At 67.9% G+C, this 23911-nt stretch carries 22 protein-coding genes; 13 read left to right on the top strand and 9 right to left on the bottom strand.

Going from position 1 to position 23911, the window contains the following annotated elements; all coding sequences use genetic code 11:
* Window positions 1-45: 45 nt before the first annotated feature.
* Window positions 46-1164, bottom strand: coding sequence for an alanine dehydrogenase (ald, locus tag ABIB51_RS15920; RefSeq protein WP_354189688.1), 1119 nt, complete (start codon window positions 1162-1164; stop codon window positions 46-48).
* A 215-nt stretch (window positions 1165-1379) separates the two neighbouring features.
* Between ald and ABIB51_RS15915 the strand changes: the two genes are divergently transcribed.
* Window positions 1380-2600, top strand: coding sequence for a PucR family transcriptional regulator (locus ABIB51_RS15915; protein WP_502916153.1), 1221 nt, complete (start codon window positions 1380-1382; stop codon window positions 2598-2600).
* Between the two features lie 21 nt (window positions 2601-2621).
* Here the strand turns inward: ABIB51_RS15915 and ABIB51_RS15910 are convergent, their stop codons facing one another.
* The 3 genes from ABIB51_RS15910 to ptsP form a co-directional block, all read right to left on the bottom strand.
* Complete coding sequence (locus tag ABIB51_RS15910; RefSeq protein ID WP_354189686.1) at window positions 2622-2927, bottom strand: hypothetical protein; 306 nt, start codon at window positions 2925-2927, stop codon at window positions 2622-2624.
* 74 nt (window positions 2928-3001) lie between these two features.
* Window positions 3002-3424 (bottom strand): helix-turn-helix domain-containing protein, encoded by a 423-nt coding sequence (locus ABIB51_RS15905; RefSeq protein ID WP_354189684.1) that lies wholly within the window; start codon window positions 3422-3424, stop codon window positions 3002-3004.
* Window positions 3425-3479: 55 nt separating this feature from the next.
* On the bottom strand, window positions 3480-5165 hold the full coding sequence (gene ptsP / locus ABIB51_RS15900; protein WP_354189682.1) for a phosphoenolpyruvate--protein phosphotransferase: 1686 nt from the start codon (window positions 5163-5165) through the stop codon (window positions 3480-3482).
* A 173-nt stretch (window positions 5166-5338) separates the two neighbouring features.
* Here ptsP and ABIB51_RS15895 point away from each other — a divergent pair, with 173 nt between their 5' ends.
* The 3 genes from ABIB51_RS15895 to ABIB51_RS15885 are packed head-to-tail and all read left to right on the top strand — an operon-like array spanning window position 5339 to window position 9316.
* Window positions 5339-6067 carry a TetR/AcrR family transcriptional regulator gene (locus ABIB51_RS15895; RefSeq protein ID WP_354189680.1) on the top strand — a complete coding sequence of 243 codons (729 nt, stop codon included), beginning with the start codon at window positions 5339-5341 and terminating at the stop codon, window positions 6065-6067.
* Window positions 6068-6125: 58 nt separating this feature from the next.
* Complete coding sequence (locus ABIB51_RS15890; RefSeq protein ID WP_354189678.1) at window positions 6126-8168, top strand: PTS mannitol transporter subunit IICBA; 2043 nt, start codon at window positions 6126-6128, stop codon at window positions 8166-8168.
* The gene (locus ABIB51_RS15885; RefSeq protein WP_354189676.1) at window positions 8168-9316 is read left to right on the top strand and encodes a mannitol-1-phosphate 5-dehydrogenase; all 1149 of its coding nucleotides are present in this window, start codon (window positions 8168-8170) and stop codon (window positions 9314-9316) included. Before ABIB51_RS15890 ends, ABIB51_RS15885 begins: the two co-directional genes overlap by 1 nt.
* 101 nt (window positions 9317-9417) lie before the next feature.
* On the opposite strand, the gene ABIB51_RS15880 is transcribed toward ABIB51_RS15885, so the two are convergent.
* Window positions 9418-10857, bottom strand: a complete 1440-nt coding sequence (locus ABIB51_RS15880) for an amino acid permease (RefSeq protein ID WP_354189674.1) — start codon at window positions 10855-10857, stop codon at window positions 9418-9420.
* Here ABIB51_RS15880 and ABIB51_RS15875 point away from each other — a divergent pair.
* Both ABIB51_RS15875 and ABIB51_RS15870 read left to right on the top strand, forming a co-directional pair.
* The gene (locus ABIB51_RS15875) at window positions 10772-11305 is read left to right on the top strand and encodes a GNAT family N-acetyltransferase (protein WP_502916152.1); all 534 of its coding nucleotides are present in this window, start codon (window positions 10772-10774) and stop codon (window positions 11303-11305) included. The genes ABIB51_RS15880 and ABIB51_RS15875 overlap by 86 nt on opposite strands.
* A gap of 66 nt (window positions 11306-11371) precedes the next feature.
* Complete coding sequence (locus ABIB51_RS15870; protein WP_354189672.1) at window positions 11372-11863, top strand: MarR family winged helix-turn-helix transcriptional regulator; 492 nt, start codon at window positions 11372-11374, stop codon at window positions 11861-11863.
* Between the two features lie 11 nt (window positions 11864-11874).
* Here ABIB51_RS15870 and ABIB51_RS15865 read toward each other — a convergent pair whose 3' ends face one another.
* From ABIB51_RS15865 to rraA, 3 genes are all read right to left on the bottom strand, one after another.
* Complete coding sequence (locus tag ABIB51_RS15865) at window positions 11875-13362, bottom strand: sugar porter family MFS transporter (protein WP_354189670.1); 1488 nt, start codon at window positions 13360-13362, stop codon at window positions 11875-11877.
* Between the two features lie 313 nt (window positions 13363-13675).
* Window positions 13676-15334, bottom strand: a complete 1659-nt coding sequence (locus ABIB51_RS15860) for an MDR family MFS transporter (protein ID WP_354189668.1) — start codon at window positions 15332-15334, stop codon at window positions 13676-13678.
* A gap of 131 nt (window positions 15335-15465) precedes the next feature.
* Window positions 15466-15942, bottom strand: a complete 477-nt coding sequence (gene rraA / locus ABIB51_RS15855; RefSeq protein ID WP_354189666.1) for a ribonuclease E activity regulator RraA — start codon at window positions 15940-15942, stop codon at window positions 15466-15468.
* A gap of 103 nt (window positions 15943-16045) precedes the next feature.
* Between rraA and ABIB51_RS15850 the strand changes: the two genes are divergently transcribed.
* The 5 genes from ABIB51_RS15850 (at window position 16046) to ABIB51_RS15830 (ending at window position 20883) form a co-directional block, all read left to right on the top strand.
* Entirely contained in the window at window positions 16046-17326 is a 1281-nt protein-coding gene (locus tag ABIB51_RS15850; protein WP_354189664.1) for an MFS transporter, read from the top strand.
* Between the two features lie 152 nt (window positions 17327-17478).
* Window positions 17479-18120 (top strand): TetR/AcrR family transcriptional regulator, encoded by a 642-nt coding sequence (locus ABIB51_RS15845; protein ID WP_354189662.1) that lies wholly within the window; start codon window positions 17479-17481, stop codon window positions 18118-18120.
* A 293-nt stretch (window positions 18121-18413) separates the two neighbouring features.
* On the top strand, window positions 18414-19625 hold the full coding sequence (locus tag ABIB51_RS15840; RefSeq protein ID WP_354189660.1) for an NAD(P)-dependent malic enzyme: 1212 nt from the start codon (window positions 18414-18416) through the stop codon (window positions 19623-19625).
* Between the two features lie 362 nt (window positions 19626-19987).
* Window positions 19988-20323, top strand: coding sequence for a hypothetical protein (locus ABIB51_RS15835; RefSeq protein WP_354189658.1), 336 nt, complete (start codon window positions 19988-19990; stop codon window positions 20321-20323).
* 62 nt (window positions 20324-20385) lie between these two features.
* On the top strand, window positions 20386-20883 hold the full coding sequence (locus tag ABIB51_RS15830) for a DUF456 domain-containing protein (RefSeq protein ID WP_354189656.1): 498 nt from the start codon (window positions 20386-20388) through the stop codon (window positions 20881-20883).
* 48 nt (window positions 20884-20931) lie between these two features.
* On the opposite strand, the gene ABIB51_RS15825 is transcribed toward ABIB51_RS15830, so the two are convergent.
* Window positions 20932-22410, bottom strand: coding sequence for a S10 family peptidase (locus ABIB51_RS15825; protein ID WP_354189654.1), 1479 nt, complete (start codon window positions 22408-22410; stop codon window positions 20932-20934).
* A gap of 25 nt (window positions 22411-22435) precedes the next feature.
* On the opposite strand from ABIB51_RS15825, the gene ABIB51_RS15820 reads away from it, so the two are divergent.
* Window positions 22436-23437 (top strand): hypothetical protein, encoded by a 1002-nt coding sequence (locus ABIB51_RS15820; protein WP_354189652.1) that lies wholly within the window; start codon window positions 22436-22438, stop codon window positions 23435-23437.
* 85 nt (window positions 23438-23522) lie between these two features.
* The gene (locus ABIB51_RS15815; RefSeq protein ID WP_354189650.1) at window positions 23523-23879 is read left to right on the top strand and encodes a nuclear transport factor 2 family protein; all 357 of its coding nucleotides are present in this window, start codon (window positions 23523-23525) and stop codon (window positions 23877-23879) included.
* Window positions 23880-23911 lie beyond the last annotated feature (32 nt).

Raw genomic sequence — 23911 nt, 5'->3', positions numbered from 1 at the left:
GTTACGGAGCAGCCGATGCTGACTGGCTGCGCGGAGGCCGGCTGGTTACGCGGAGACCAGCTCGTGCCAGTCGGCGACCAGGGGCAGGTTGTGCGCCTCGGACACCGAGCGGTGCGCAACCTTGCCGCCGGCGATGTTCAGGCCGGCGGCCAGGGAGGCGTCGCGCTCGAACGCGGCCTTGACGCCCAGGTTCGCCAGCGCGACGGCGTAGCGCAGGGTGACGTTGGTCAGCGCGTAAGTGGAGGTGTTCGGGACAGCGCCCGGCATGTTGGCAACGCAGTAGAAGATCGTGTTGTGGACCTTGTACGTCGGTTCCTGGTGCGTGGTGGGGTGGGTGTCCTCGAAGCAGCCGCCCTGGTCCACTGCGATGTCCACCAGCACGGAGCCGGGCTTCATCCGGGAGACGAGTTCGTTGGTGACCAGCTTGGGTGCCTTGGCGCCCGGGATCAGCACGGAGCCGATGACGAGGTCGGCGTCGACCACGGACTTCTCGATCTCGTAGGCGTTGGAGGCAACCGTCTTGAGCCGGCCCTGGTACTGGGCATCCAGTTCGCGCAGGCGGTTGATGTTGATGTCCAGGATGGTGACGTCCGCGCCGAGGCCCAGCGCCATCGCGGCGGCGTTGGTTCCGGCGACGCCGGCGCCGAGGACGACCACCTTGGCCGGGCGGACACCGGGAACGCCGCCGAGCAGCACACCCTTGCCGCCGGCCGGAGCCATCAGCGAGGTGGCGCCCACCTGGACGGACAGGCGGCCGGCAACCTCGGACATCGGGGCCAGCAGCGGCAGCGTGCGGCCTTCCTGGACGGTCTCGTAGGCGATGGCGGTGACGCCGCTGTTGATGAGCTGCTGCGTCAGTTCCGGCTCGGCGGCCAGGTGCAGGTAGGTGAAGAGGATCAGGCCCTTGCGGAAGCGGTGGTACTCGGCCTTTACCGGTTCCTTGACCTTCATGACCATGTCGGCGCGCGCCCACACGTCATCGGCGTCGGCCACGATCTCGGCGCCGGCGATCGCGTATTCCTCGTCCGTGATGCCCGAGCCCAGGCCTGCGCCACGCTCCACCAGGACCGAGTGGCCGTGGGTGCGGAACTCGTGGACGCCAGCAGCAGTGATGGCGACGCGGAATTCGTTGTTCTTGATTTCTTTGGGTACACCGATGATCATTTTTGGGCTCCAGTGCTGGTGGCCTTGTGGGCCGGGGTGTGTGGGATGTCGTAATTCCAGAATAAATCCCGCTGTGAGGCAGGCGACAGGTCCGGGCAGCCGTCGTTCGGGGCGTTCCCCGGAATTCCGCGGATCTTGAAAACCTCGAATAGACATTTGTCGACCCGCCGAGCGTCAGGTGTCGCCTCGTGTCCGTCCGGCAGTAGTCTGGCAGCATGCAGCAGCAGGACGTGGAACAGCTCGTGGAGCGGGTGGCCCTAAAACTGGGCCGGGGCCTCTCCCTCGAAGACCTGGACGGGCTCCTGCTCGCCTACAGCTCCAACCAGTCGCACGCGGATCGGGTCCGGGTGAACTTCCTCCTCAGCAAGCGGGTCCCGGTGGACGTGAGCGCCTGGCAGCTCTCGCACGGGATCGCGACGGCGGTGCGCCCGGTCGTCGTGCCGGCGAACGAGGAGCTGGGCATGCTGGGCCGGGTTTGCGTACCGCTGATGGTGCGCGGATTCCGGGTGGGGTACCTGTGGGTGCAGCTGGACACCGAAGAGCCCAGTGCGACGTCCGTGCTCGCGCAGTTGCCGGAGGTGGCCGGCGAACTGGAGCAGCTCTCCGCGCTGTTGCTGGATTCCAACACCGCCGAATCGGAGTTCCGGCGCCGCCGCGAGCAGGAATTCCTGGCCGCTTGCCGCGGCGAGCCCAACGCCGTGGCGGCCGTGGCCGGCTGGAAGGAAGTGCAGGGGCGCGGGCCCTGGCAGCTGGTGACCGTACTCGACGCCGACGGCTGGGCCGAGGACTCGGACCCGATCGCCGCCACCCTGATCCACCGCTCCGCCGCGCTGCAGGCGACCATCGGCGTGGACGCCGCCTTGTTCAGCGCCGGCACCGAGACTCACGCCGTGGTGCTGTTCCGGGAATCCACGGGCCGGGCGAACCACGCCCAGGTCCTGGTCCACTACCAGCTGGAACTGGCCAAGCGCTCCGGCCGCCCCGTCCGGCGGATCATCCTCGGCACCAGCGAGGGCTTCGCGAAACCGCGGGAACTCGCGGAAGCCTACCGGCAGTCCCGGCAGGCGGCGCAGGCCGCGGCGGTGGATCCGCAGCTGGGCGAACTCGTTGACTCCCGCGCCACCGGCCCGTACCAGCTGCTGGCCTCCGCCGGCGGCGGCGCCGGGGCCTGGGCGGACTCCGGCTCGGTCTATTTCCGGATCCTGGAGGACCAGGATCGGAACGGTGAGCTGCTGCCCGTGCTTGAGCTGTTCTACGACAATGACGGCTCGGTCCAGGAAGTAGCGAACAAACTGCATCTGCACCGCAGCAGCATCTATAACCGGCTCGGCCGGATCCGCCAGCTCCTGGGCGTCGACCCGCTCAAGGGAATGGTCCGGCTGGAACTCCATGCGGCGCTGAAGGCGCGGCGCTGGGCGGCCCGCCCCAGGATCTAGCTTCGTCCCGCAGCCGGGGGATCAGCTGCCGTGGCCGTCCCGTTTGGGGCTGTCGGCGTCGAAGGCCAGGCCAGGGGCCGACTCGCGGGCCTCGTCGGTGTCGTCGCGGGCGGCGTCCCGGCGCGCTGTTTCCCGCGCTACCTCTCGCGCTACCTCTCGCCTGCGGCGCGAAATCCTGCTATCAAACCACAGCGACACGGCCACGAACGCGACGCAACTGGACATGAAGGTGGCTGTGTTGTTCAGCCCCATGGCGGTTCCGAGGATGCCGGTGAGCACCATGGCGGCTATGCCAGCCACGATGTGCCACCCTCTGAACTTACCCACGTTTCAAGCGTAACCCCGGCCTTCTCCGCGTTCCCGCGCATGGCCAAGATCGTTGCTTGATCCTTATCACGCCTTCACGAAGCATCGGCGGCGCCGTCATGCTCGGGCGCCGACACTCCGTCGGACGTACTGTTCTTCTTCTGCGTTTCGAGCCAGGCCATGATGTCCGCCAGCCTGATCCGCCGGTGCGTTCCCCGGTACTCCACCGGGATCTCACCCCGGTCCGTCATGTTCCGCAGGTAGGTGTGCGAGATGCCTGCCAGCTCCGCGGCCCTCGAAGTGGTGAGCATTTCCTCGACACTGCTGACCGTGACGGACTCGCCCCTGCTGAACCTGTCCAGCAGATCGACGACGCCGTCCCGCGCCGCCGGCGGCAGCCGGTGCACGGTGCCGTCCACGAACACCGTGATGTCGTGGCTGCCGTTCAGGGCGTACTTGAGTTTCTGCGCGTCCTCGGCCGGAAGGCCGGCCGTTACCCGGGGAGCTATCTGTGCCATGGACTGCATCCTAGCGCCCCGGGTTGAGCTGCACCGCCTCTGCCGGGCTCCGGCGTTACAGCCCGAGCTCCTCCAGCACCGGCAGCTTCTCCCGGACCCACGCGCGCGCCTCCGTGGCGCTCGGGGCGGAGAGAGCCAGCTTGGCCAGCCCCTGCGCTTCGGCGAGGGTGACGGTTTTGAGCACGGCGGCCACGGCCGCGAGCGACCGCGCAGTCATGGACAGCGTGGTCACGCCGAGCCCGGTCAGGACGACGGCGAGGGCCGGGTCCGCCGCGGCCTCGCCGCAGACACCGACCGGCTTGTTGTGGCCTTCGGCTGCGGAGCCCTCGACTGTCAGGCCCACGAGCCGGAGAACGGCGGGCTGCCATGGCGTGTTCAGCGCCGCCAGCGGGCCGAGTTGGCGGTCCGCGGCCATGGCGTACTGGGTGAGGTCGTTGGTTCCCAGGCTCGCGAAGCCCACCTCCCGGAGGATCGCCTCGGCGGTGAGGGCCGCGGAGGGGACCTCCACCATGACGCCGGGGGCCTTGATCCCGGCAGCGCCGCACATGGTGGCGAACCGGGCGGCCTCTTCGGCCGTCGAGATCATCGGTGCCATGACCCAGACGTCCGCCTCGGATTCCTGCTCGGCCCGGGCGATTGCCTGCAGCTGGCGTTCCAGCACGCCGGGCGTGGTGAAGTCCGTCCGGTAACCGCGGACTCCGAGGGCGGGGTTGGGCTCGGTGGCGTCGGTCAGGAAGGGCAGGGGTTTGTCCGCGCCGGCGTCCAGTGTCCGCAGGACCACTTTCTTGCCCGGGAAGGCGTCGAAGACGCCTTTGTAGGCCGCGGCCTGCTCGTCCACGGTGGGCTCCGTGTCGCGTTCCAGGAAGCAGAACTCGGTCCGGAACAGGCCCACGCCCTGCGCATTGAGCTTGGCGGCGGCCATGGCATCCTTGGCCCCGCCGACGTTGGCCAGGAGCGGTACGAGGTGGCCGTCCGCCGTCGTGCCTATGCCGTCGAACTCGGCCAGCAGCGAGGCGGTGGCGGCCCAGCTGGCCGCCGCGGCGCGCTGGGATTCGTCCGGGTCCGCAGTGATGAGGCCGGCGGCCCCGTCGACGTAGACTTCGGTGCCGTCCGGGAGCTGGTCGACCCCGGCGGCGGCCACAACGGCGGGCAGGCCTAGCGAGCGGGCAATGATGGCCGTGTGGGACTGCGGGCCGCCGCCGGCCGTGAGCAGCGCCAGGACCTTCTCGGGATCCAGGGTGGCGGTGTCCGCGGGGGCGAGGTCCTCGGCGATGAGGATGAACGGAGTGGGGGAGGTGGGGATTCCGGGGGCGGGCACGCCGCGGAGTTCGGCCACGATCCGGGCGCGGACGTCCAGGACGTCGGTGGCGCGTTCGGCCATGTAGCCGCCCAGATTGTGCAGCATTTCTGAGACCGAGGCGCCGGCCTCCCAGATGGCCCGCTGGCCGGAGGTGCCGCGGCCGATCAGCTTGGCGGCGCTTTTCAGGAGCATGGTGTCCGTGGCCATCAGGGCGGTGGCCTCCAGGACCGCCTTCCCGTCGCCGCTGACCGTCTCGGACCGGGCCTTGAGCTCGTCGTGGACCGCCTTGGCGGCCGTCTTGAGCGCCGCCGAGGCCTCGTCCGGCGTGACGCCCGCCGGCAGTTGCTCGCCGGCCGGGGGTTCGCTGATCGGTTTGGGCATCTGACGGATGGTACCGATGATGCGGCCGGGGCTGACGCCTACTCCTGGGAAGTTCTGCACTGAAGGTCCTCATTCTCTGCCGTGGCCGGAAGCCGGTTCAGGTGCCGCCGCTGATCCGCTGGATCCTTTATGCGGGCGGGTGACGGCTACGTCAGCCGGCGGATCGCGGTACCTGAAAAAATTGTATGTGATGCACTTCATATAGCGTTGCTATAGGTGCTAGGGTAGCGGTTATGAGTTTCGATGGCCAGCTTCCGCCAAAAACGCGACTGCTCCGTGCAGCCGCCGAGCTGCTGGCCAACTCAGCCGGAGCGGCGGTCTCCACCCGCCAGATCACCAAGCTGGCGGGGGTGACAGCCCCCACCCTTTACCACCACTTCGGTGACAAGGAAGGGCTGTTTGACGCCGTCGTCGCGGCCGGTTTTGAAGAGTATGTGGCGGACGAACGCGATTTCGCGCCGTCCGGGCATCCGCTGGAAGATATCCGGCGGATGTGGGACAAGCACGTGAAGTTCGGGCTTAAGCAGCCGGAACTGTACTTGGTCATGTTCGGCAATATCCGCCCTGAGAGCCGTCCGGCCATCGTCGCCGATGCGGAGGCCCTGATGGAGGAGCTGCTGAACAAGGCCGCCGTCACGGGCCAGCTCAATGTCCCGCCCCGGGAAGCGGCCCGGAGCATCCTGGCGGCCAACGTGGGCGTGACGCTCATGTTGATCGCCGAAAAAGCCCCCGAGCGGAATCTTGAGCTTTCCGCCATGACCCGCGACGCCATGATCTTTGCCGTTTCCACGGACCAGGCCGGGACCGCCGGGACTGAAGATTCCGGAAAATCCTCAGTGGTCGTGGCGGCCATCGCATTGAACGCGGCCCTCCAGGCGTCGCACTCGGACCAGCTCTCCAGCTCTGAACTCAAGCTGTTCCTCGAATGGCTCCACCGAATCTCCACCAGCTCCACCAGCTAGCTCGTCGAAATTATCGGACCATCCTGCGGTGCAGCAGGAATCACGGTTAGGAAATCACATGGCAACAGAGACAGTTGCAAAACCCCGCACCAGCATGCGGGTTGGCGTCCAGAAGTTCGGGACGTTCCTGTCCGGAATGATCATGCCCAACATCGGCGCCTTCATCGCCTGGGGCCTCATCACGGCGCTCTTCATCGAGAAGGGCTGGATTCCGGTCCCGCAGCTCGGTGGCTTCGGCACGGACGCGGAGGGAGTGCCGAATACGGGCCTTGTGGGTCCCATGATCACCTACCTGCTGCCTCTCCTGATTGCCTACACCGGCGGCCGGATGGTCTATGACGTCCGCGGCGGCGTAGTTGGCGCCATCGGCACCATGGGCGTGATCGTCGGTGCCGGCATTCCGATGTTCATTGGTGCCATGATCATGGGCCCCCTCGGCGGCTGGACCATGAAGAAGATCGACTCGATCTGGGACGGGAAGATCCGGCCCGGCTTTGAGATGCTGGTGAACAACTTCTCCGCCGGGATCTGGGGCGCGCTGCTGGCCATGCTCGGCTTCTACGGAATCTCCCCGCTGGTCACCGCCTTCAGCACGGCCGCTGGCAACGGCGTCCAGTTCCTGGTCAATAACGGCCTGCTGCCCCTGACCAGCATTTTCATCGAGCCCGCCAAGGTCCTGTTCCTCAACAACGCCATCAACCATGGCGTGCTGACTCCGTTGGGCATCCAGCAGTCACTTGAACAGGGCAAGTCCATCCTGTTCCTGCTGGAGGCCAATCCCGGCCCGGGCCTCGGCATCCTGCTCGCGTACATGTTCTTCGGCAAGGGCCTGGCCAAGGCGTCGGCGCCCGGCGCGGCAATCATCCACTTCTTCGGCGGCATCCACGAGATCTACTTCCCGTACGTGCTGATGAAGCCGATCCTCATCCTCGCCGCGATCGGCGGCGGCATGACCGGGATCGCGACGCTGGCCATCACCAACTCCGGCCTCGTAGCGCCTGCGGCGCCAGGGTCCATCATCGCGGTGGTCGCCCAGACCGCCCGTGACAGCTACTTCGGCGTGATCCTTTCGGTGCTGCTCGCCACCACCGTCTCCTTCCTGATCGCTTCGGTCATCCTGAGGTCCAGCAAGACTCCCGAGGGTGAAGCCGAGGAAGACGGCCTCAGCGCCGCCACTTCGAAAATGGAGGCCATGAAGGGCAAGAAGAGTTCTGTCTCCTCCCTCCTCACCGGTGGCAGTGCGGGCGGCGGCGGCGTAGCAGTGCTCTCCGGCCCGGTCAGCAACATCGTCTTTGCCTGCGACGCCGGCATGGGGTCCAGCGCGATGGGCGCCTCGGTACTGCGGAACAAGATCAGGGCCGCCGGTTTCCCGGACGTCAAGGTCACCAATTCCGCGATTGCCAACCTCAGCGACACCTACGACATCGTCATCACGCACCAGGACCTGACCGAGCGGGCCATGCCCGCGACCGGCAGCGCAGTGCACGTGTCCGTGGACAACTTCATGAACAGCCCGCGCTACGACGAGATCGTTGAGCTGGTCAAGGGCAGCAACTCGGACGCGTCGGCGGACCAGGGTGCGCCCGGCGCAGCCGCCCCGGCCGCAGGCGCCGTAGCAGGCGCTGCCGGAGACACCATTTCGGACACCGACCTGGAAGGGGCCGGTCCCGCCGGCATCCTGGTGGCCGACAGTGTTGTCCTCAACGGCAAGGCAACCACCCGCGACGCCGCGATAGACGAAGCCGGCAGGCTCCTGCTGGCCCGCGGCGCCGTCGATACCGGCTACCTGGACGCCATGCACGAACGCGAGGAATCCGTGTCCACGTACATGGGCAGCTTCCTCGCCATCCCGCACGGCACCAACGCCGCCAAGGACCACATCATGAAGTCCGCGGTTTCCGTAGTCCGCTACCCGGACGGCATCGACTGGAACGGCAAAGAGGTGAAGTTCGTCGTCGGCGTCGCAGGCATCAACAACGAGCACCTGCACATCCTGTCCTCGATCGCGAAGGTCTTCACCAACAAGGCGCAGGTGGCGCAGCTTGAGTCCGCCACCACGGTCGAGGAAGTCCTGGACCTGTTCGGAAAGGTCAATTCCTAGTGAAGGCTGTTCATTTCGGAGCCGGAAACATCGGGCGCGGATTCGTGGGCCTGCTGCTGCACGAGGCAGGGTACGAGGTGGTGTTCGCGGATGTCGCGGACGCCCTGATCACCCAGCTGGCCGCCGCGGACAGCTACCAGGTCCACGAGGTGGGGGAACACCCCACCGTCCGCACCGTGGGCAACTTCCGCGCGCTGAACTCCGGCAGCGAGGAAGCGGACGTCATCGCGGAGATCGCGACGGCGGACATCGTCACCACGGCGGTGGGGCCGCACATCCTCAAGTTCGTGGCGCCCGTGATCGCCAGGGGAATCGCCGCGCGGCCGGCAGGACTGGCTCCGCTGCAGGTGATGGCGTGTGAAAACGCCATCAACGCCACGGACATCCTCAAGTCCGAGATCTCCCAGCAGTGGGATCCGGCTGCCGGCTCCCTTGAGGCTGTCGCCGTGTTCGCGAACACGGCGGTGGACCGGATCGTGCCCAACCAGGAGGCCGGACAGGGCCTGGACGTCACCGTGGAGACGTTCTACGAATGGGTCATCGACCGGACCCCGTTTGCGGGCAGCGAGCCGGTGATTCCGGGTGCGACGTTCGTGGACAACCTGGGGCCGTACATCGAGCGGAAGCTGTTCACCGTGAACACCGGGCACGCCTCGGCCGCGTACTTCGGCTTCGAGGCCGGGGTGGAGAAGATTTCCGAGGCCATGGCCGATCAGGACGTGGCGGCGGATGTGCGCGCCGTCCTGGACGAGACCAAGGAGCTGCTGGTGGCCAAGCACGGCTTCAACCGGGACGAGCAGGAAGCCTACGTCCAGAAGATCCTGGGCCGCTTCACCAACCCGCACCTGCCGGACACCGTGAACCGCGTGGGCCGCGCGCCCTTGCGCAAGCTCAGCCGGCACGAACGCTTCATCGGACCGGCTGCGGAGCTGGCCGAACGCGGAATCGTCCCCGAGGCCCTGCTCGGTGCGATCGCCGCGGCCCTGCGCTTCAACGACCCGGCCGACGCCGAGGCCGTGGAGCTCGCGAAAATCCTCGCCGCCTCCACCCCGGAGGAGGCGACGGAGCAGGTCACCGGGCTGTCCCCGGACCATCCGCTGTTTCCGGCCGTGGCAGCCGTGGTGGAGGAAGCCAAGGCAAACGCCTAGGCCTGCCCGGAACACCGGACCAGACGCCGACGCCGGAACCCTGACGGGTCCCGGCGTCGGCGTTTCTGCGCCGTCCGTCGACGGCAGAAGCGGCGGCGGCGCTAACCGGCCGCGGCGGTTTCGGCGTCTGACATGGCCTTCCATTCCGCGACGCGCGCCTGGTGCACCGGGGAGCGGCGGACCACGGCGTACGCTACGCCCAGGACGGCAAACCAGACCGGGGTGACCAGCAGGGCCGTCAGCGTGTTCGGCTGTGTGGTCAGGGCCCAGACCAGGAATGCGACGAACGCGAAGACCACCCACACCATGGGGATGCCGCCGGGCATCTTGAACGGCGACGCCGCGTGCAGCTCCGGGCGGCGCTTCCGGAACACGAGGTAGCTGGCCAGGACGATGCTCCAGACGAACATGAAGCAGACCGCGGAGACGGTGGTGACCATGTCGAACGCCTCGCCGACGTCCTTGCCGGCGTAGAGCAGCGCGACACCCGCGAGCAGCAGCACCCGGGAGAGGAGCAGCGCGTTCTGCGGGACCTTGCGGCGGGAGAGGCGGCCGAAGAGCCTGGGGGCGTCGCCGTCGCTGGCCAGGCCGAACACCATCCGCGACGTGGAATAGATGCCGGAGTTCGCGGAGGACATGGCCGAGGTCAGCACCACGAGGTTAACCACGGTGGCCGCAATGCCCAGCCCGGCCAGGGAGAACATCGCGATGAACGGGCTCTGGCCGGCCTTGAACTCGGTCCACGGGGTCACGGACATCAGGATGATCAGGGCGCCGACGTAGAACAGCATGACGCGCAACGGGATGGCGTTGATGGCGCGGGGCAGGTTGTGCTCCGGGTTCTTGGTCTCGGCCGCGGCGGTGCCCGCGAGTTCGATGCCCACGAACGCGAAGACGGCGATCTGGAAACCGGCCACGAAGCCCATGAATTCCTTGGGGAAGAAGCCGCCGTGGCTCCACAGATTGGTGAAGGTGGCGGTGCCGGCGTTGGACTGGAACCCGGTGAAGATCATCACCAGGCCCACCACGATCAGCGCCACGACGGCCACGATCTTGATGAGCGCGAACCAGAACTCGGTCTCGCCGAAGGCCTTCACGGTGGGCAGGTTCAGCAGGAGCAGGATGATGATGGTGGCAACGCCCGGAACCCAAAGCTGGATGCCCGGCCAGAGCTGCTCTGCGTAGCCCGCGATCGCGATCACGTCGGCCACGCCGGTGACCACCCAGCAGAACCAGTACGTCCAGCCCGTGAAGAATCCAGCCCAGGGGCCCAGGAGGTCGCCGGCGAAGTCGCTGAAGGACTTGTAGTTCAGGTTGGACAGCAGCAGCTGGCCCATGGCCCGCATGACGAAGAACAGCATGAAGCCGATGATCATGTACACGAATATCACGGACGGCCCGGCCACCGAAATCGTCTTGCCGGCGCCGCCCCACCCGCCATGGCAGGCTGGGGGGGTGACTTCAAATTCGAGTGACCAGCCTGCCCTGCTAGCATTCGGCCCGCTGGTGGACGCCGGCGGCGGGACGTTCCGCCTGCGCACCGCGGAGCGGGAGGACCTGCCGGCCGTTCTCCGGCTGCTGGCCGATGACCGCTTGGGGTCGGGCCGCGAGGACCCCTCGGATCTGACCCCGTACCTGGCCGCGTTCGAGGCGATCGACGCCGATCCGGCCCATCTGCTGATGGCGGGGGAGTGGACTCCCGGCGACGGGACCGGAAGTCGCGTGGCCGCCACGTTCCAGCTCAGCTTCCTGCCGGGACTGTCCCGGCGGGGCTCGTGGCGCGCCCAGCTGGAAGCCGTCCGGGTCGCGCAGGAGCTGCGCAGCCACGGGGTGGGCGCAGCGATGGTGCAGTGGGCCATCGACGAGTCCCGGCGCCGGGGCTGTTCCCTGATGCAGCTCACCACGGACAAATCCCGCACGGGCGCCCACCGGTTCTACGAGCGGCTGGGCTTCTCGGCGAGCCATGAGGGGATGAAGCTGGCCCTCTGAAGACCTTGCGCCCCGCCCCGCCCCGGCCCTTGGAGCGTGGCGGCGCGGCCGCTAGGCTACCGACCCATGGACCCAGACGAAACGGACGACGCCGGGCTGCTGGCCCTCGCGCAGGATTTCCGCGAGGCGCTCCGCCACAGCATCTACCTGGTCCGGCGCCTCGACGCCGACGGGGAACTCAGCGCCGCCCAGCTAAGCACGCTCAAGATGCTCGAGGCCGACGGCGCCCGGGTGGGTGAAATTGCCCGGAACCTCGGTGTGAAGGTCCCCAGCGCCACCGAGCAGATCATCAAACTCGAACGCGCCGGCCTGGTCCGGCGGGATCCGGACCCAGACGATTCCCGCGGGGTCCGGGTGCGGCTCACGGCGCCGGGCCGGGCCGCCGTCGCCTCCGCCAATGCCCGCCGCAACGCCATCATGGCCGCCATCCTTGGGTCCCTCCCGGCGGGAGACCGGGCGGCCCTGGCGTCCGCCCTGCCGGTGATCGGAAAGATCAACGAGACACTGCAGTCCCCGGGGATCCTTCCGCCCGCCCGGCCGGGTACTCCACCTCGGTGAGGCGGGCCGGGTCAGGACTTGGCGGGCTCCTTCGCGGACTCCTTGGCAGAACCCTTGGCAGAACCCTTGGCAGAACCCTTGGGTACGAACAGGGTATCGGCCTGCTCCAGCGACATCCCGTTGGTTTCCGGCACCTTGAACATCACGAAGAAGAACGACGCCGCAGCGAACAGCGCGTACATGGCGTAGGTGAGCGGCAGGGACGCGGCGGCCATCACCGGGAAGCTCAGGGTGATGGCGAAGTTGGCGATCCACTGTGCCGCCGCGGCCAAACCCAGGGCCCGGGCGCGGATGCGGGACGGGAAGATCTCGCCCAGCAGCACCCAGACGAGCGGGCCCCAGGAGGCGCCGAAGCTGATGACGAAGACGTTGGCGGCGACCAGCGCGGCCGGACCCCAGGCACCGGGCAGCGAGATCGCGTCGCCGGACCCGGTAGCCGAGCTGAAGGCCAGGGCCATGGTGCCGAGCGAGACGGCCATGCCGATGGAGCCTGCCAGCATGATGGGACGGCGCCCGATCCGGTCCACCAGGGCGATCGCCACGAGCGTCACCAGGATGTTGGTGATGGCGGTGGCCACGGAGATGGTGAGCGAATCCTTTTCCTGGAAGCCCACAGCCTTCCACAGCGTCGTGGAGTAGTAGAAGATCACGTTGATGCCGACGAACTGCTGCAGCACGGACAGGATGATGCCGATCCAGACCACCGGCTGCAGCCCGAATGCCTTGCCGCGCAGGGATCCCTTCTGGCCGGCGAGCTTGTCCTCGTCGATTGCCTTCTTGATGTCGCGCAGGTGGCGGTCCGAGTCGTCGTTCGGGGCGATCGACTTGAAGACCTTGAGGGCCTCCTCGTCCTTGCCCTTGAACACCAGGAACCGCGGAGATTCGGGCAGGGTGAAGGCGATCCAGCCGTAGACCACGGCCGGAAGGGCGGCGGCCATGAACATCCAGCGCCACGCTTCCAGCCCGAACCACAGGGCCTGGTCCGCGCCGCCGGCCGAGTTTGCGAACAGGGCGTCGGAGAGCAGGGCGGCGAAGATGCCGGTGGTGATCGCCAGCTGCTGCAGCGAGGCCAGGCGGCCACGGACGTGGCGGGGGGAGATTTCGGAGATGTAGGCCGGAGCGATCACCGAGGCCAGGCCGATGCCGAGCCCGCCCACCAGGCGCCAGAAGATCAGGTCCCAGACGCCGAACGCGAAGCCGGTGCCGATGGCGCTGACGAGGAACAGCAGTGCGCCGATCTTCATCGCGGGGATGCGTCCGTAACGGTCGGCGATCTTGCCGGCCAGGTAGGCGCCTGCCGCGCAGCCGAGGAGGGCCACGGCGACGGCGAAGCCGGTCACGGCCTCGCTCAGCGCGAACTCCTCCTTGATCGCGTCGACGGCGCCGTTGACGACCGAGGAGTCAAAGCCGAAGAGGAAGCCGCCGACGGCGCCCGCAACGGCGAGCCAGATCACCCGTTGGGGGATCTTGGCGGCGGTCTGGTCCTGGGTGATGGTCATACGGCTCCCTTGGCGGTTCGCGGTCCACGGCCTTCGCCGCAACTACCCAGTCTTGCACCCGACCCGGCGTGCCGCCTGTCACAATCAGCCGAAAGTGAGACGAAACATACACTTCGCCCGTGCCGTCGGGGGTGCCTGCCGGGCCGGGACCCGAAGGCGTCACGCAGAGCAGGCTTGCGGCGTCGGGCCGGTCCGCGGGGCCCGGTTTTGCGGCAGGCGACAACGGCAGGCAGTCCAAAAGACTGCCTGCCGTGACGTGTTCCAGCCGTCGTTCCCGGCCTAAGTACTACAGCCGGCAAACGCGACTGTAGTACTAGTGGGCGGCGGCCGCGGCGCCCTCCCTGGCGGCAGCCTTCGGGTCCGTGAGCTTCTTGTTCGGCAGGGCGAAGCTGATCAGGAACGCGATGCCGGTGAGGACCGCGGCGGTGAGCATGACGGCGTCGATCGACTGGGCGAAACCCTCGGTGATGGGGCGCGTCAGGACCGGGTTGGCCTGGTGCAGCCAGCTCGTGTCATTGAGCGAGTCGTTGCCCGCGCCGTTCTTGAAGAAGGCGTAGAGCGGGGCGTTGGCGGGGTCGGCGGCCACGGCCGGGTCCTTCAGGACCGAGAGGAAGTCGGCGTTCTGCATCGCGTCCTTCATCCCGGTGGCCACCTTGTCCGCGGCCATGCTGAACAGCAGGGAGATGAACACGGCCGTGCCCACGGCGCCGCCCATGGAGCGGAAGAACGCCGCGGAGGACGTCCCCACGCCCATGTCCTTGGCGGGCACCGAGACCTGCATGGCCAGGGTGAGCGGCTGCATGCAGAAGCCCAGGCCCAGGCCGAAGAACACGGCGATGGCGCCGGGGACCCACAGCGGGGTGTCCACCCCGAGGGAGAAACCCATGACGGTGGCGGCGCCGGTCAGGATGGCGGTGCCCAGGATCGGGAAGATCCGGTACGTGCCCGACGCCGAGATGGTCCGGCCCGCGGTGATGGAACCGGTCAGGATGCCCACGGTGAACGTGATCATCATGAGGCCGGCCTCGGTGGGGGTGAGGCCCTTGACCAGCTGCAGGTACATCGGCAGCATCGCGATGGCCCCGAACATCCCGATGCCGATGATGAAGTTGAGCAGCGAGGACAGGCCGAAGGTGAGGTTCTGGAAGAGGCGGAGCGGGATCAGGGCGTAGTCGCCGGCGCGCTTCTCCGCCAGAAGGAACGCCACGACCCCCAACACGCCGAGTCCGATGCAGAGGAGGGAGCTCGCGGACGTCCAGCCCCAGCTGCGGCCCTGTTCAGCCACGAGCAGCAGCGGGACGATCGCCAGGGTGATGGCAGCGGCACCCCAGTAGTCGATTTTCTGCTTCACGTGCTTGGCCGGCAGGTGCAGGTACAGGAACACGACGGCCAGGGCGGCGAGGCCGATCGGGATGTTGATGAAGAACACCCAACGCCAGCCGTCAAAGCCCAGGATGTTGGCGGAACCGGCGAAGGCGCCGCCCACCACCGGGCCCAGCACCGAAGAGATGCCGAACACGGACATGAAGTAGCCCTGGTATTTCGCCCGGTCCTTCAGCGCAACGATGTCGCCGATGATGGTCAGGGCGAGAGCCAGCAGACCGCCGGCGCCCATGCCCTGGATGCCGCGGGCGATCGCGAGTTCGGTCATCGAGTGGACGGATCCGGCGTACAGCGAACCGGCCAGGAAGATCAGGATCGCGGCGAGGTACAGCGGGCGCCGGCCGAAGATGTCGCTCAGCTTGCCGTAGAGCGGAGTGCTCACCGTGGACGTGATGAGGTACGCCGTGGTCGCCCAGGCCTGCAGGGAGAGCCCGTCGAGGTCATTGGCGATGGTGTAGATCGAGGTGGACACGATGGTCTGGTCCAGCGAGGACAGGAACATGCCGAGCATGAGGCCCACCATGACTGTGATGGTCTGACGGTGGGTCAGCACCTCTCCGGCCGCGCGCGCGGAGCTGGTTTTGGACATGACTGCTCCAAGGGGAGTTTTAGGGTTCAAGCATGAAAGTTGCTTTCAGTAACTATCTTAGATGCCGCTTTGTTCCCGCAACCACCGTTGCGCCGAAGATGACGGCGGCTGCGTGGCCCCTCCCGGCGTCCTCAGCGTTCGATCAGGATGCCGTCCGGGTCGCACCACATCATGGCACCCGGCCGGATCGTCACGCCGTCGATCTCCAGCTCCACGTCGAGCTCACCGGCGCCGGTCTTGGCGCTTTTGCGCGGGTTGCTGCCCAGCGCCTTGACGCCGAGCGGGAGTTCCGCGATGGCGGTCCGGTCGCGGATGGCGCCGTTGATAACGACGCCGGCCCACCCGTTGGTCACGGCGCTCGCCGCGATCAAGTCCCCCATCAGCGCTGTGCGCAGCGAGCCGCCGCCGTCGACCACGAGGACGGCGCCGCCGCCCGGAGTCGCCAGGGTGGATTTCACGAGGGCGTTGTCCTCGAAGCAGCGGATGGTCCGGGCCGGTCCGCTGAAGTGCGACTGGCCGCCGAGGGACTGGAACTGCACGGCCAAGGAGCTGAGCTCCTCGCCCCGGTCATCGTAAAGGTCGGCGGTGTTGACGGCGGATGAGGCCACTGGTTCTCCCTGGCTGAAAAGTAGACGGCGGATCGTGTTCCCCACGATAGTCTGGCCCCACACAGATCATCAGACTGAGTCGTCAGTTCCGGGGAGAAACCACATGAGCTTGTCCGACCTACCGAGCGCAGCTCCGACCGCGCCGGCGCTCGCCGAACCGGAGCGCCGGGTCCGTCCGGTCTGGACCGCGGGCGTGGTTCTGGTCAACCTCGGCATCAATGCGGCGTTCTTCGGCCCGATCCAGGTGCTGCTCGGACAGCAGGCGGCGGCGTTCAGTGAAGGGGACAAGGAAGCCATCCTCGCGCTCGTGACCGGGGCCGGCGCCGCGGTATCGCTTGTGGCCAACCCCCTGTTCGGCGCCTTCAGCGACCGCACCACCTCCCGGCTGGGCCGCCGTGTGCCGTGGGTGCTGCTCGGCGCGGTCCTTGGCGCCGCAGCCCTCATCGCGTTGGCCGGGGCGCCGAACGTGGCCGTCATGACCCTGCTCTGGTGCCTCGTGCAGGCCGGCTGCAACGGCGCGTACGCCGCCATCACCGCCGCCATCCCCGACCGCGTGCCGGTCCCGCAGCGCGGCACAGTGGGCGGACTGGCCGCCATGGGCCAGACGGTCGGGATCCTCATCGGTGCGGTGATCGCGGCCGCGGTCACCGGAAACTTCGCCGCCGGATACCTGGTCTGTGCGGTGGCGCTGCTGGCCGGCGTCGTGCTGTATTTCTTCAAGAACGACGACGTCCCGCTGCCCGCGCAGGCCCGGCCCCCGTTCAGCCTGGCCGGCTTCGCCAAGGGTTTCTGGATTTCCCCGGCGCTCTACCCGGACTTCGCCTGGGCCTGGCTGACGAGGCTGCTGGTGAACATCGGCAACCACATGGTGACGCTCTACCTGCTGTTCTTCCTCAAGGACGCCGTCCACATCAAGGAAACCCAGGGCCTGGAACCCGAGTTCGGCGTCCTGATCCTCACCGGCCTGTACGCGGTGATGGTCATTGTCACGAGCGTGATCGGCGGCCCGCTGAGCGACCGGATGGGCAAGCGGAAGCCCCTGGTCATCATCTCCTCGGTCATCATCGCGGTGGCCTCGCTCATCCTGGCCTTCGCGCCGACCTGGGCCGGTGCCCTGATCGGGGCTTCCGTGCTCGGAATCGGCTTCGGCTGCTACCTGGCCGTGGACTTCGCCCTCATCACCCAGGTGCTGCCGACGGCGCTGAGTCGCGGGAAGGACCTGGGTGTCCTCAACATCGCCAATTCACTGCCGCAGGTCCTGGCCCCGCTGATTGCCTTTCCCTTCGTGACGCTCTGGGGAGGCTACGTGTCGCTGTACGTGGCGGCCGCGGTGATCGGTCTCCTGGGGGCCGTCTTTGTGGTCAAGATCAAGGGCGTCGACTGAACGCGGGCGCCCCTGCGCGCTGCCGTGGAGGCGCCGGTCCGGCTGGCCCCGGGCATGGGATGGTGCCGTATAGTGGACGGGAATTGCCGCGGCAGGCCTGTGGACGAACCCCCTCCGGCTGCCGAGAATAACCGACCCCCGGAACGGTGCTGATGCCTGAAAATCACTCAGATCTTCCACCGATGGCACCTACGCCCACCCTGCCCCGGCAGCGGCTCCGCTACACCCGGATCCTTGAAGTGGCCGCCGGATTCGCCCGGAAGGGCCTCGACTCCGTGGTCCTCTCCGAGGTCGCCGCCAAGGCCGATGTCCCGCTGGGAACCCTTTACCGCTACTTTCCTTCCGCTACCCAACTGGTCCTCGCCCTGTACCGCAAGCAGCTCGCGGAACTGCTCGCCGCCGCCGAGGGGCCCCAGCCGGGCCCGGTGCCGGACGCCCGGTCCGAAACCCGCGCCGGCACCTCCGCGGCAGGCAACGCCCCCGCCCAGGCCCTTGTCGGCGTGGCCATGGAGATTTTCCATATGCGCCTCATGCAGCCCGCCGTCGAGCAGTGCCTGAGCAAAGCGGTCTACGTGAAGGGTACGGACACCACCCGCCTGCTGCGCGAGATCGACTCCTTTGCGGAAAAGGCCGTCACCGCGGCCAGCGGGGACGCCGCCGTCTCCCGTGTGGTGCTGCTGACGGTCACCGGCCTGGTGCAGTCCGTCCGCTGCCGCCGACTGTCCCTGTTCGAGGCCGAGGGAGACCTGAAGAAGGCCTGCTCCCTGTTGTCGCGCTGCCGCCCGGCGACGTAACAGGTCTAGACCAGTAACGGCGAAAAATCTTACTTTTCGGTGACATAGCTCATGCCCCCGGCTGGAGAAACGTTTCACCCCGGGGGAGCGTGTGTCGTGCGGCACCTCGGAGCGCTCCGGCGTTGGTTACCATTGCAGAACCGGAGCGGCACCGCCGCCAGCATTTTCCGGAGCTTCGCCGCAGGCCCGCCAACCTTGGGCCCTGCCGACGTTCCGCAAGCCCATCTTGAGCATTCCGGTGCTTGAGCTTCCATGAGCCGTGCGCCCACGGTGAGCCCCCAGGAGACAACGACGTGTCCACAGAAACGATCAATCCCGCCGAGTCCACTTCCCCGGCCGAGCCGGCCACCGCGCTCAGCGACGAGGAGATCTTCGCATCCCACCAGGGCGGCAAGCTTTCGATTTCCAGCACCGTCCCGCTCGCAAACAAGCGCGACCTTTCGATCGCCTACACCCCGGGCGTCGCCCAGGTCAGCCGCGCCATCGCTGCCAACCCGGAACTGGCCAAGACCCTCACATGGGCCCAGCGCCTCGTGGTGGTGGTCAGCGACGGCACGGCCGTCCTGGGCCTTGGCGACATCGGGGCCAGCGCCTCACTGCCCGTGATGGAGGGCAAATCCGCCCTGTTCAAGGCCTTCGGCGAACTCGACTCCATTCCGCTGGTGCTCAACACCACCAACGTCGAGGAGATTGTTGAGACGCTCGTCCGTCTGCGCCCGAGCTTCGGCGCCGTCAACCTCGAGGACGTCTCGGCGCCGCGCTGCTTCGAGCTCGAGGAAAAGCTTATCGAGGCCCTGGATTGCCCCGTCATGCACGATGACCAGCACGGCACCGCCGTCGTGGTCCTCGCCGCCCTGACCGGCGCCGCGAAGGTGACCGGACGGACACTGGAAAGCCTGCGCGTCGTGATCTCCGGCGCCGGCGCTGCCGGGATCGCCGTCGCCGAGATCCTGCTCACCGCCGGGATCGGCGATGTGGTGCTGCTGGACTCCCGCGGTGTCATCAACAAGGTCCGCGCCGACATCGCCGCGGACCCGGCCAGCAAGAAAGCCCAGCTCGCCGCGCGCAGCAACCCCCGCGGCATCTCCGGCGGCCCCGGCGAGGCCCTGCTCGGTGCGGACGTGTTCATCGGCGTCTCCTCCTCCAAGCTGGCCGAGGAGCACCTTAAGCTCATGAACCACAGCTCCATCGTCTTCGCCCTCTCCAACCCGGACCCCGAAGTACTGCCGGAGGTCGCCAGCAAGTACGCGGCCGTCGTCGCCACCGGGCGCAGCGATTTCCCGAACCAGATCAACAACGTCCTCGCGTTCCCCGGGATTTTCCGCGGCGCCCTCGACGCCGGCGCCCGGCGGATCACCCCGGCCATGAAGCTGGCCGCAGCCCGGGCCATCGCAGCACTGGCCGAGGACGAGCTCTCCGCGGACTACATCGTGCCCAGCCCGCTGGACCCGCGGGTGGCACCGGCCGTCTCGGCAGCCGTCGCCGCAGCGGTGGAAGCCGAATAGCCGGACAGCACCAGAAGGCATCCGAAACCGGACGACGACGGCGGCGCTTCCCTTGGGGGAACCGTCGCCGCCGTCGTCCGGCGGTAAGAACAACCTGGCCTCCGTCCGTGATCCGGCAAAGCCGAGTATCGACTACTCGGGCCGAGATCCGCCGCGCGGCCCTACGCTGGGCCCAGCATTCCAGCCGCAGCGGCCCCCACGGCCTGCTGCGGGCTGGGCGGGAATCGAAGTCTCACTTCACACCAGGCATCCGGGAGCTCCGGGTCGCGGCGGTGGACTTTCCTCGGCCCAAACACCGGTGCCACGAACAGAACCACTCACGGCACCGGGACCGTTTCCGATTCGTGAGTAAGGAGCAGGACATGAAGAAGTTGTTAGTTGCCGGGGCCATCGCAGGACTTGTTCTCCTGGGCGGGGGGCTGGCACCAGCCAACGCGGCCCCGCCGGCGGGCCAGCTCTGCTCGGACTGGGACACCCGCAAAATCAACGTGGCCGACGGCATCAAGTCGCTGGAAACCACCGCCCCCGACGGTGCGGAGATCATCGCCGTCTGCGTCAAGGCCGGTTCGGCCAAGCAGGGCCTCGGCGCACAGATCGACTACTTCTATTCCAGCCAGTTGTCCGTGACGATCTCGCACTACTCGGGCAAGGACATCTCGTACTTCTCCGTCATGTACGGCGAGCCCTCCGGAAGCTAGGGGCCGACAGCCGGGTGCGGGCCCGCCGCCGGCGGTCCCGGGCCCGGCCATAGACTGGGGCGATGAACCCCGAGACTGTTGTGACGATCCTCTGCGGCCTGGCCATCCTGGTGGGCGTGGCAGGCACCATCATCCCGGTGCTCCCGGGCAGCATCCTGATCGGCCTCAGCCTGCTAGCCTGGGCCATCTGGGGTGGCGCCGGCAGCACCGGCTGGGTGGTGTTCGGCATCGGAATCGTGTTCGTCCTGGCCGGAATGGCCGCCAGCGCCGTCCTGACCGGGCGGAAGCTCAAACAGCACAACATTCCCAGCCGCTCGGTCATCGCCGGGCTGGTCCTGGGCGTGGTGGGCATGTTCATCATCCCCGTCGTGGGGCTGTTCGTGGGCTTCGCCGCCGGGCTCCTGCTCAGCGAGCTGCACCGCACGCGCGCCTTCGGCACCGCCGTGGCCTCGAGCTGGGCCGCGCTGAAAGCCACCGGCCTCGGCATGATCGTCGAGTTCGGCCTGGCCTGCCTCGCCGCGAGCACCTGGCTGATCGGCCTCTGGGTGACCGCGGCCTAGCCTCCCAGAAGCCAGAAGCCAGAAGCCAGAAGCCGGAACCCCGTGACGCTAGGCGCCCACAAACTCCGCCAGCGCCGCCAGCTGGGCACGCCTGGCCTCCGGATTGAGGTACATCATGTGCCCGGCCTCGTGATAGTGGTGCGTGAAGCGGGCCAGGGCCTCCGGCGGCAGGTCCATGTGCGCCCAGACGTACTCCGCCGCGAAGTGCGGGGTGGCGCCGTCGTGATAGCCGTAGTCCACATGCACGCGAAGCTCCGGGTTATAGGCGAGCAGCCGTTCCAGGTCCGCACTGACGTCCACCGGCGCGCCTTCGAAGGTCTTGTAGCTCCAAGGCTGGACCCGGCCGGTCAGGATCTCGTAGGGGAGGTCGTTCTCGTAGCCGAGCTCGGCGCGGAGGTAATGGTTGATCGCCGCAGCGTAGGGCCCGTTGATGGCGCGCAGCGAGGGATCGTCCCAGTTCTCGGAGAGCTGGCGGTTGTCCGGCCGCTGGGTGAAGCGTCCGTCGATCCGGCCTACCGTCAGCCCCTGCCCGCGCAGCAGCTCCGCCGCGAACTCGCCGTAGGTCCAGCGCAGGTTGGTCCGCCGGATGAAGTCCTGGTCGAGGGTGGTCACCGCACTTAGGCGGGCCACGACGCCGTCGAGCTCCTCTGCCGTGAGCCGGGACCCCTGGCTGAGCGCATAGCCGAACTCCCGGCCCGCGAAGGCCTCCGCCTCTGCAACCACCTCGCGGAGCTCCCGGCCCCGATGGCGGCCGTGGTAGTGCGCAATCGCGGCGTAGGTGGGGATGTGCAGGGCATACGGTGTGTCATTGCCGGGCTGGAAGTAGAGCGTGGACAGGTTCAGCACGGTGGAGATCAGGCCCAGGCCGTTGACGGACATCCCGTAGGCGTCGAAGAGCCGCTTGGCCACCGCCACGGCCCGCAGTGTCCCGTAGGACTCGCCCACGAGGTATTTGGGGGAGAGCCAGCGGTTATTGCGGGTGGTCCAGAGCCGGATGACCTCCGCCACGAGATCGCGGTCCTCGACGAAGGCATGGAACTCCTCGGCCGTGCCGCCCTCCACCACCCGGGAGAACCCTGTGTTGACCGGATCGATCATCACGAGGTCCGCGTGTTCCAGGATGGTCTCGGGATTGTCGACCACACCGTACGGCGCGGGGGTCAGGTTGCCGATGTCCCCGCTGTCCACCATCCGCGGGCCCAGCAGGCCCATGTGCAGCCAGACGCTGGAGGAGCCGGGTCCGCCGTTGAACGCGAACACCACGGGGCGCGGGTTCGCCGCGGGAGCTCCCGGAGTCGGGTCCGCCACGTAGCTGACCACGAAGATCTCCGCTTTGGCCTTGAAGCCGTCGGCCTTGCCGTCCTTCACTTCCTCGCGGCGCAGCACCAGCCGGCCGGTCGTCGTCGTGTATCCCAGCCCGGACGGCAGCGTGTGGCGCCGGTGGATGAAGTCGTCGCTGACCTCGGGTGTTTTGGCGGCGGGACGGGCGGTGCCGGTAGCGGAGGAGTCGTCATTGAGTTCAGCCATTCCCAGAGCCTACTAGCATGGGTTCATGAGCGCCGGACCCGCAGAATCCGCCCCCCAGTATCCCGTTCTATACCGCGACACACGCGACCTGACGCCCTTCCGCCGGGCGCTGATCCGCACGTCGGTGCGCGGTCTCACCGGCGGGGTGCGCCGTCTTGCCGCCGACGCCATGGCCGGCAGGGCTCCTGGCACGCTTCCCGTCGAGGGCGGGGTTCCCCGGCTGGGCAAAGTCTCCGGCAGGATGCCCGGAAAGGCGGCCAAAGCGGTCCATTCCGCCACCTTCAACAGCACCGACCCGGACCGGTTGATCGGTCTGGCCCGCGCGTACCCCGGCTGGTCCGGGCTCTGCTACCTCATGGCGGGGCTGCTGGCCTACTCGCACGGCGGGTACCTGCGGGCTTCCGAACTGCTCCAGCGCGGCCTGTCCATCAGGAACGACGACGACGCGAACCGCTACGCCGCGGAGTACCTTCCCGGCGTGCTGACCCGGGTGGAGGTCGCCGAGCGGGTCGAGGTTCCGGTCCTGTTCAGCGAAGAGGCCGTTTTCCTCGCCCTGTCCCACTCGTTGCGGGAGACGGGCCAGGCGGAGGCCGCGCTGGCGGCGCTTGCCGGGCTGCCGCCGTCGCTGCCCATGGCAGTGGCACGCTGCTCCCTCGAAGCCGCGCTGGGACGGCACGCGGACGTCGCAGCGGACACCGACGGGCTGCTCAACGGCGACGACCTCTCGGCGGCCCTGCTGCTGGTGCGTGCCCGCTCGCTGCGCAGGCTCGGCGAATACCGGGCCGCCGGGGCCACGCTGCAGGAAGTCCTGCGCCGCCGGAAGACGGACTTCACACTGCGCAGCGACGCCCTCACCGACCGCGCCCTGCTGCTGCTGGACGCCGGCCGGAAGTCGCTGCACCCGCGGGACTGGCAGCACCGGAAACCCGCCGAACTGGAGACCGTGAAAGCGATCCGGAAGGATGCCGAGATGCATGAACTCTGGGATCGCGAATACGGCCGGGCGGCCGACGGCGACGACGGCTGACGCGTGCTCGCGCCCCAGTTCAGGGGGCAGTATCCACGTATCCGCTACGCTTGCGGGCCCTTGGAACAGGTAGTACAAACGAGGCATGAGAGACGCCGCAGCCCGCTGGGTGCAGCATTACATCACGGCCTGGAGCTCGAACGAACCAGAGGATATCCGGGCGCTGTTCACCGAGGACGCCGTTTACTTCACCAGCCCGCATGAGCAGGAGCCGTGGCGGGGGCGGGAGGCGATTGTGGAGCGCTGGATTGCCGAGCGCGACAAGCCCGGCGACTGGACGTTCGAATGGAAGGTGCTGGGGGTCGACGGCGGCCGGGCTTTCGTGCAGGGACTCACCACGTACCTGGTGGATCACCGCACCTACGACAACCTCTGGATCATCCTGCTCTCCGCGGACGGCCGTGCATCGTCCTTCACCGAGTGGTACATGCCGCGCAAATGACGTGCCGCCAGGGGGGGCCGAGCCGCTCGCCG

Origin of the sequence: Arthrobacter sp. UYCu712, from assembly GCF_040547005.1 — a bacterium.
GTDB lineage: Bacteria > Actinomycetota > Actinomycetes > Actinomycetales > Micrococcaceae > Arthrobacter.
The sequence above is the reverse complement of the archived record's forward strand: the minus strand, read 5'-3'. Positions and strand labels throughout refer to the sequence as shown.

Excerpts from the sequence above, each read along its gene's own strand:
- ABIB51_RS15815 (WP_354189650.1), top strand. The coding sequence starts at position 23,523 with ATGAGAGACGCCGCAGCCCGCTGGGTGCAGCATTACATCACGGCCTGG.
- ABIB51_RS15870 (WP_354189672.1), top strand. The coding sequence starts at position 11,372 with ATGGACCCAGACGAAACGGACGACGCCGGGCTGCTGGCCCTCGCGCAG.
- ABIB51_RS15905 (WP_354189684.1), bottom strand. The coding sequence starts at position 3,424 with ATGGCACAGATAGCTCCCCGGGTAACGGCCGGCCTTCCGGCCGAGGAC.
- ABIB51_RS15850 (WP_354189664.1), top strand. The coding sequence starts at position 16,046 with ATGAGCTTGTCCGACCTACCGAGCGCAGCTCCGACCGCGCCGGCGCTC.
- ABIB51_RS15820 (WP_354189652.1), top strand. The coding sequence starts at position 22,436 with ATGAGCGCCGGACCCGCAGAATCCGCCCCCCAGTATCCCGTTCTATAC.
- ABIB51_RS15835 (WP_354189658.1), top strand. The coding sequence starts at position 19,988 with ATGAAGAAGTTGTTAGTTGCCGGGGCCATCGCAGGACTTGTTCTCCTG.
- ABIB51_RS15895 (WP_354189680.1), top strand. The coding sequence starts at position 5,339 with ATGAGTTTCGATGGCCAGCTTCCGCCAAAAACGCGACTGCTCCGTGCA.
- ald (WP_354189688.1), bottom strand. The coding sequence starts at position 1,164 with ATGATCATCGGTGTACCCAAAGAAATCAAGAACAACGAATTCCGCGTC.
- ABIB51_RS15845 (WP_354189662.1), top strand. The coding sequence starts at position 17,479 with ATGCCTGAAAATCACTCAGATCTTCCACCGATGGCACCTACGCCCACC.
- ABIB51_RS15830 (WP_354189656.1), top strand. The coding sequence starts at position 20,386 with ATGAACCCCGAGACTGTTGTGACGATCCTCTGCGGCCTGGCCATCCTG.
- ABIB51_RS15890 (WP_354189678.1), top strand. The coding sequence starts at position 6,126 with ATGGCAACAGAGACAGTTGCAAAACCCCGCACCAGCATGCGGGTTGGC.
- ABIB51_RS15860 (WP_354189668.1), bottom strand. The coding sequence starts at position 15,334 with ATGTCCAAAACCAGCTCCGCGCGCGCGGCCGGAGAGGTGCTGACCCAC.
- ABIB51_RS15915 (WP_502916153.1), top strand. The coding sequence starts at position 1,380 with ATGCAGCAGCAGGACGTGGAACAGCTCGTGGAGCGGGTGGCCCTAAAA.
- ABIB51_RS15865 (WP_354189670.1), bottom strand. The coding sequence starts at position 13,362 with ATGACCATCACCCAGGACCAGACCGCCGCCAAGATCCCCCAACGGGTG.
- ABIB51_RS15825 (WP_354189654.1), bottom strand. The coding sequence starts at position 22,410 with ATGGCTGAACTCAATGACGACTCCTCCGCTACCGGCACCGCCCGTCCC.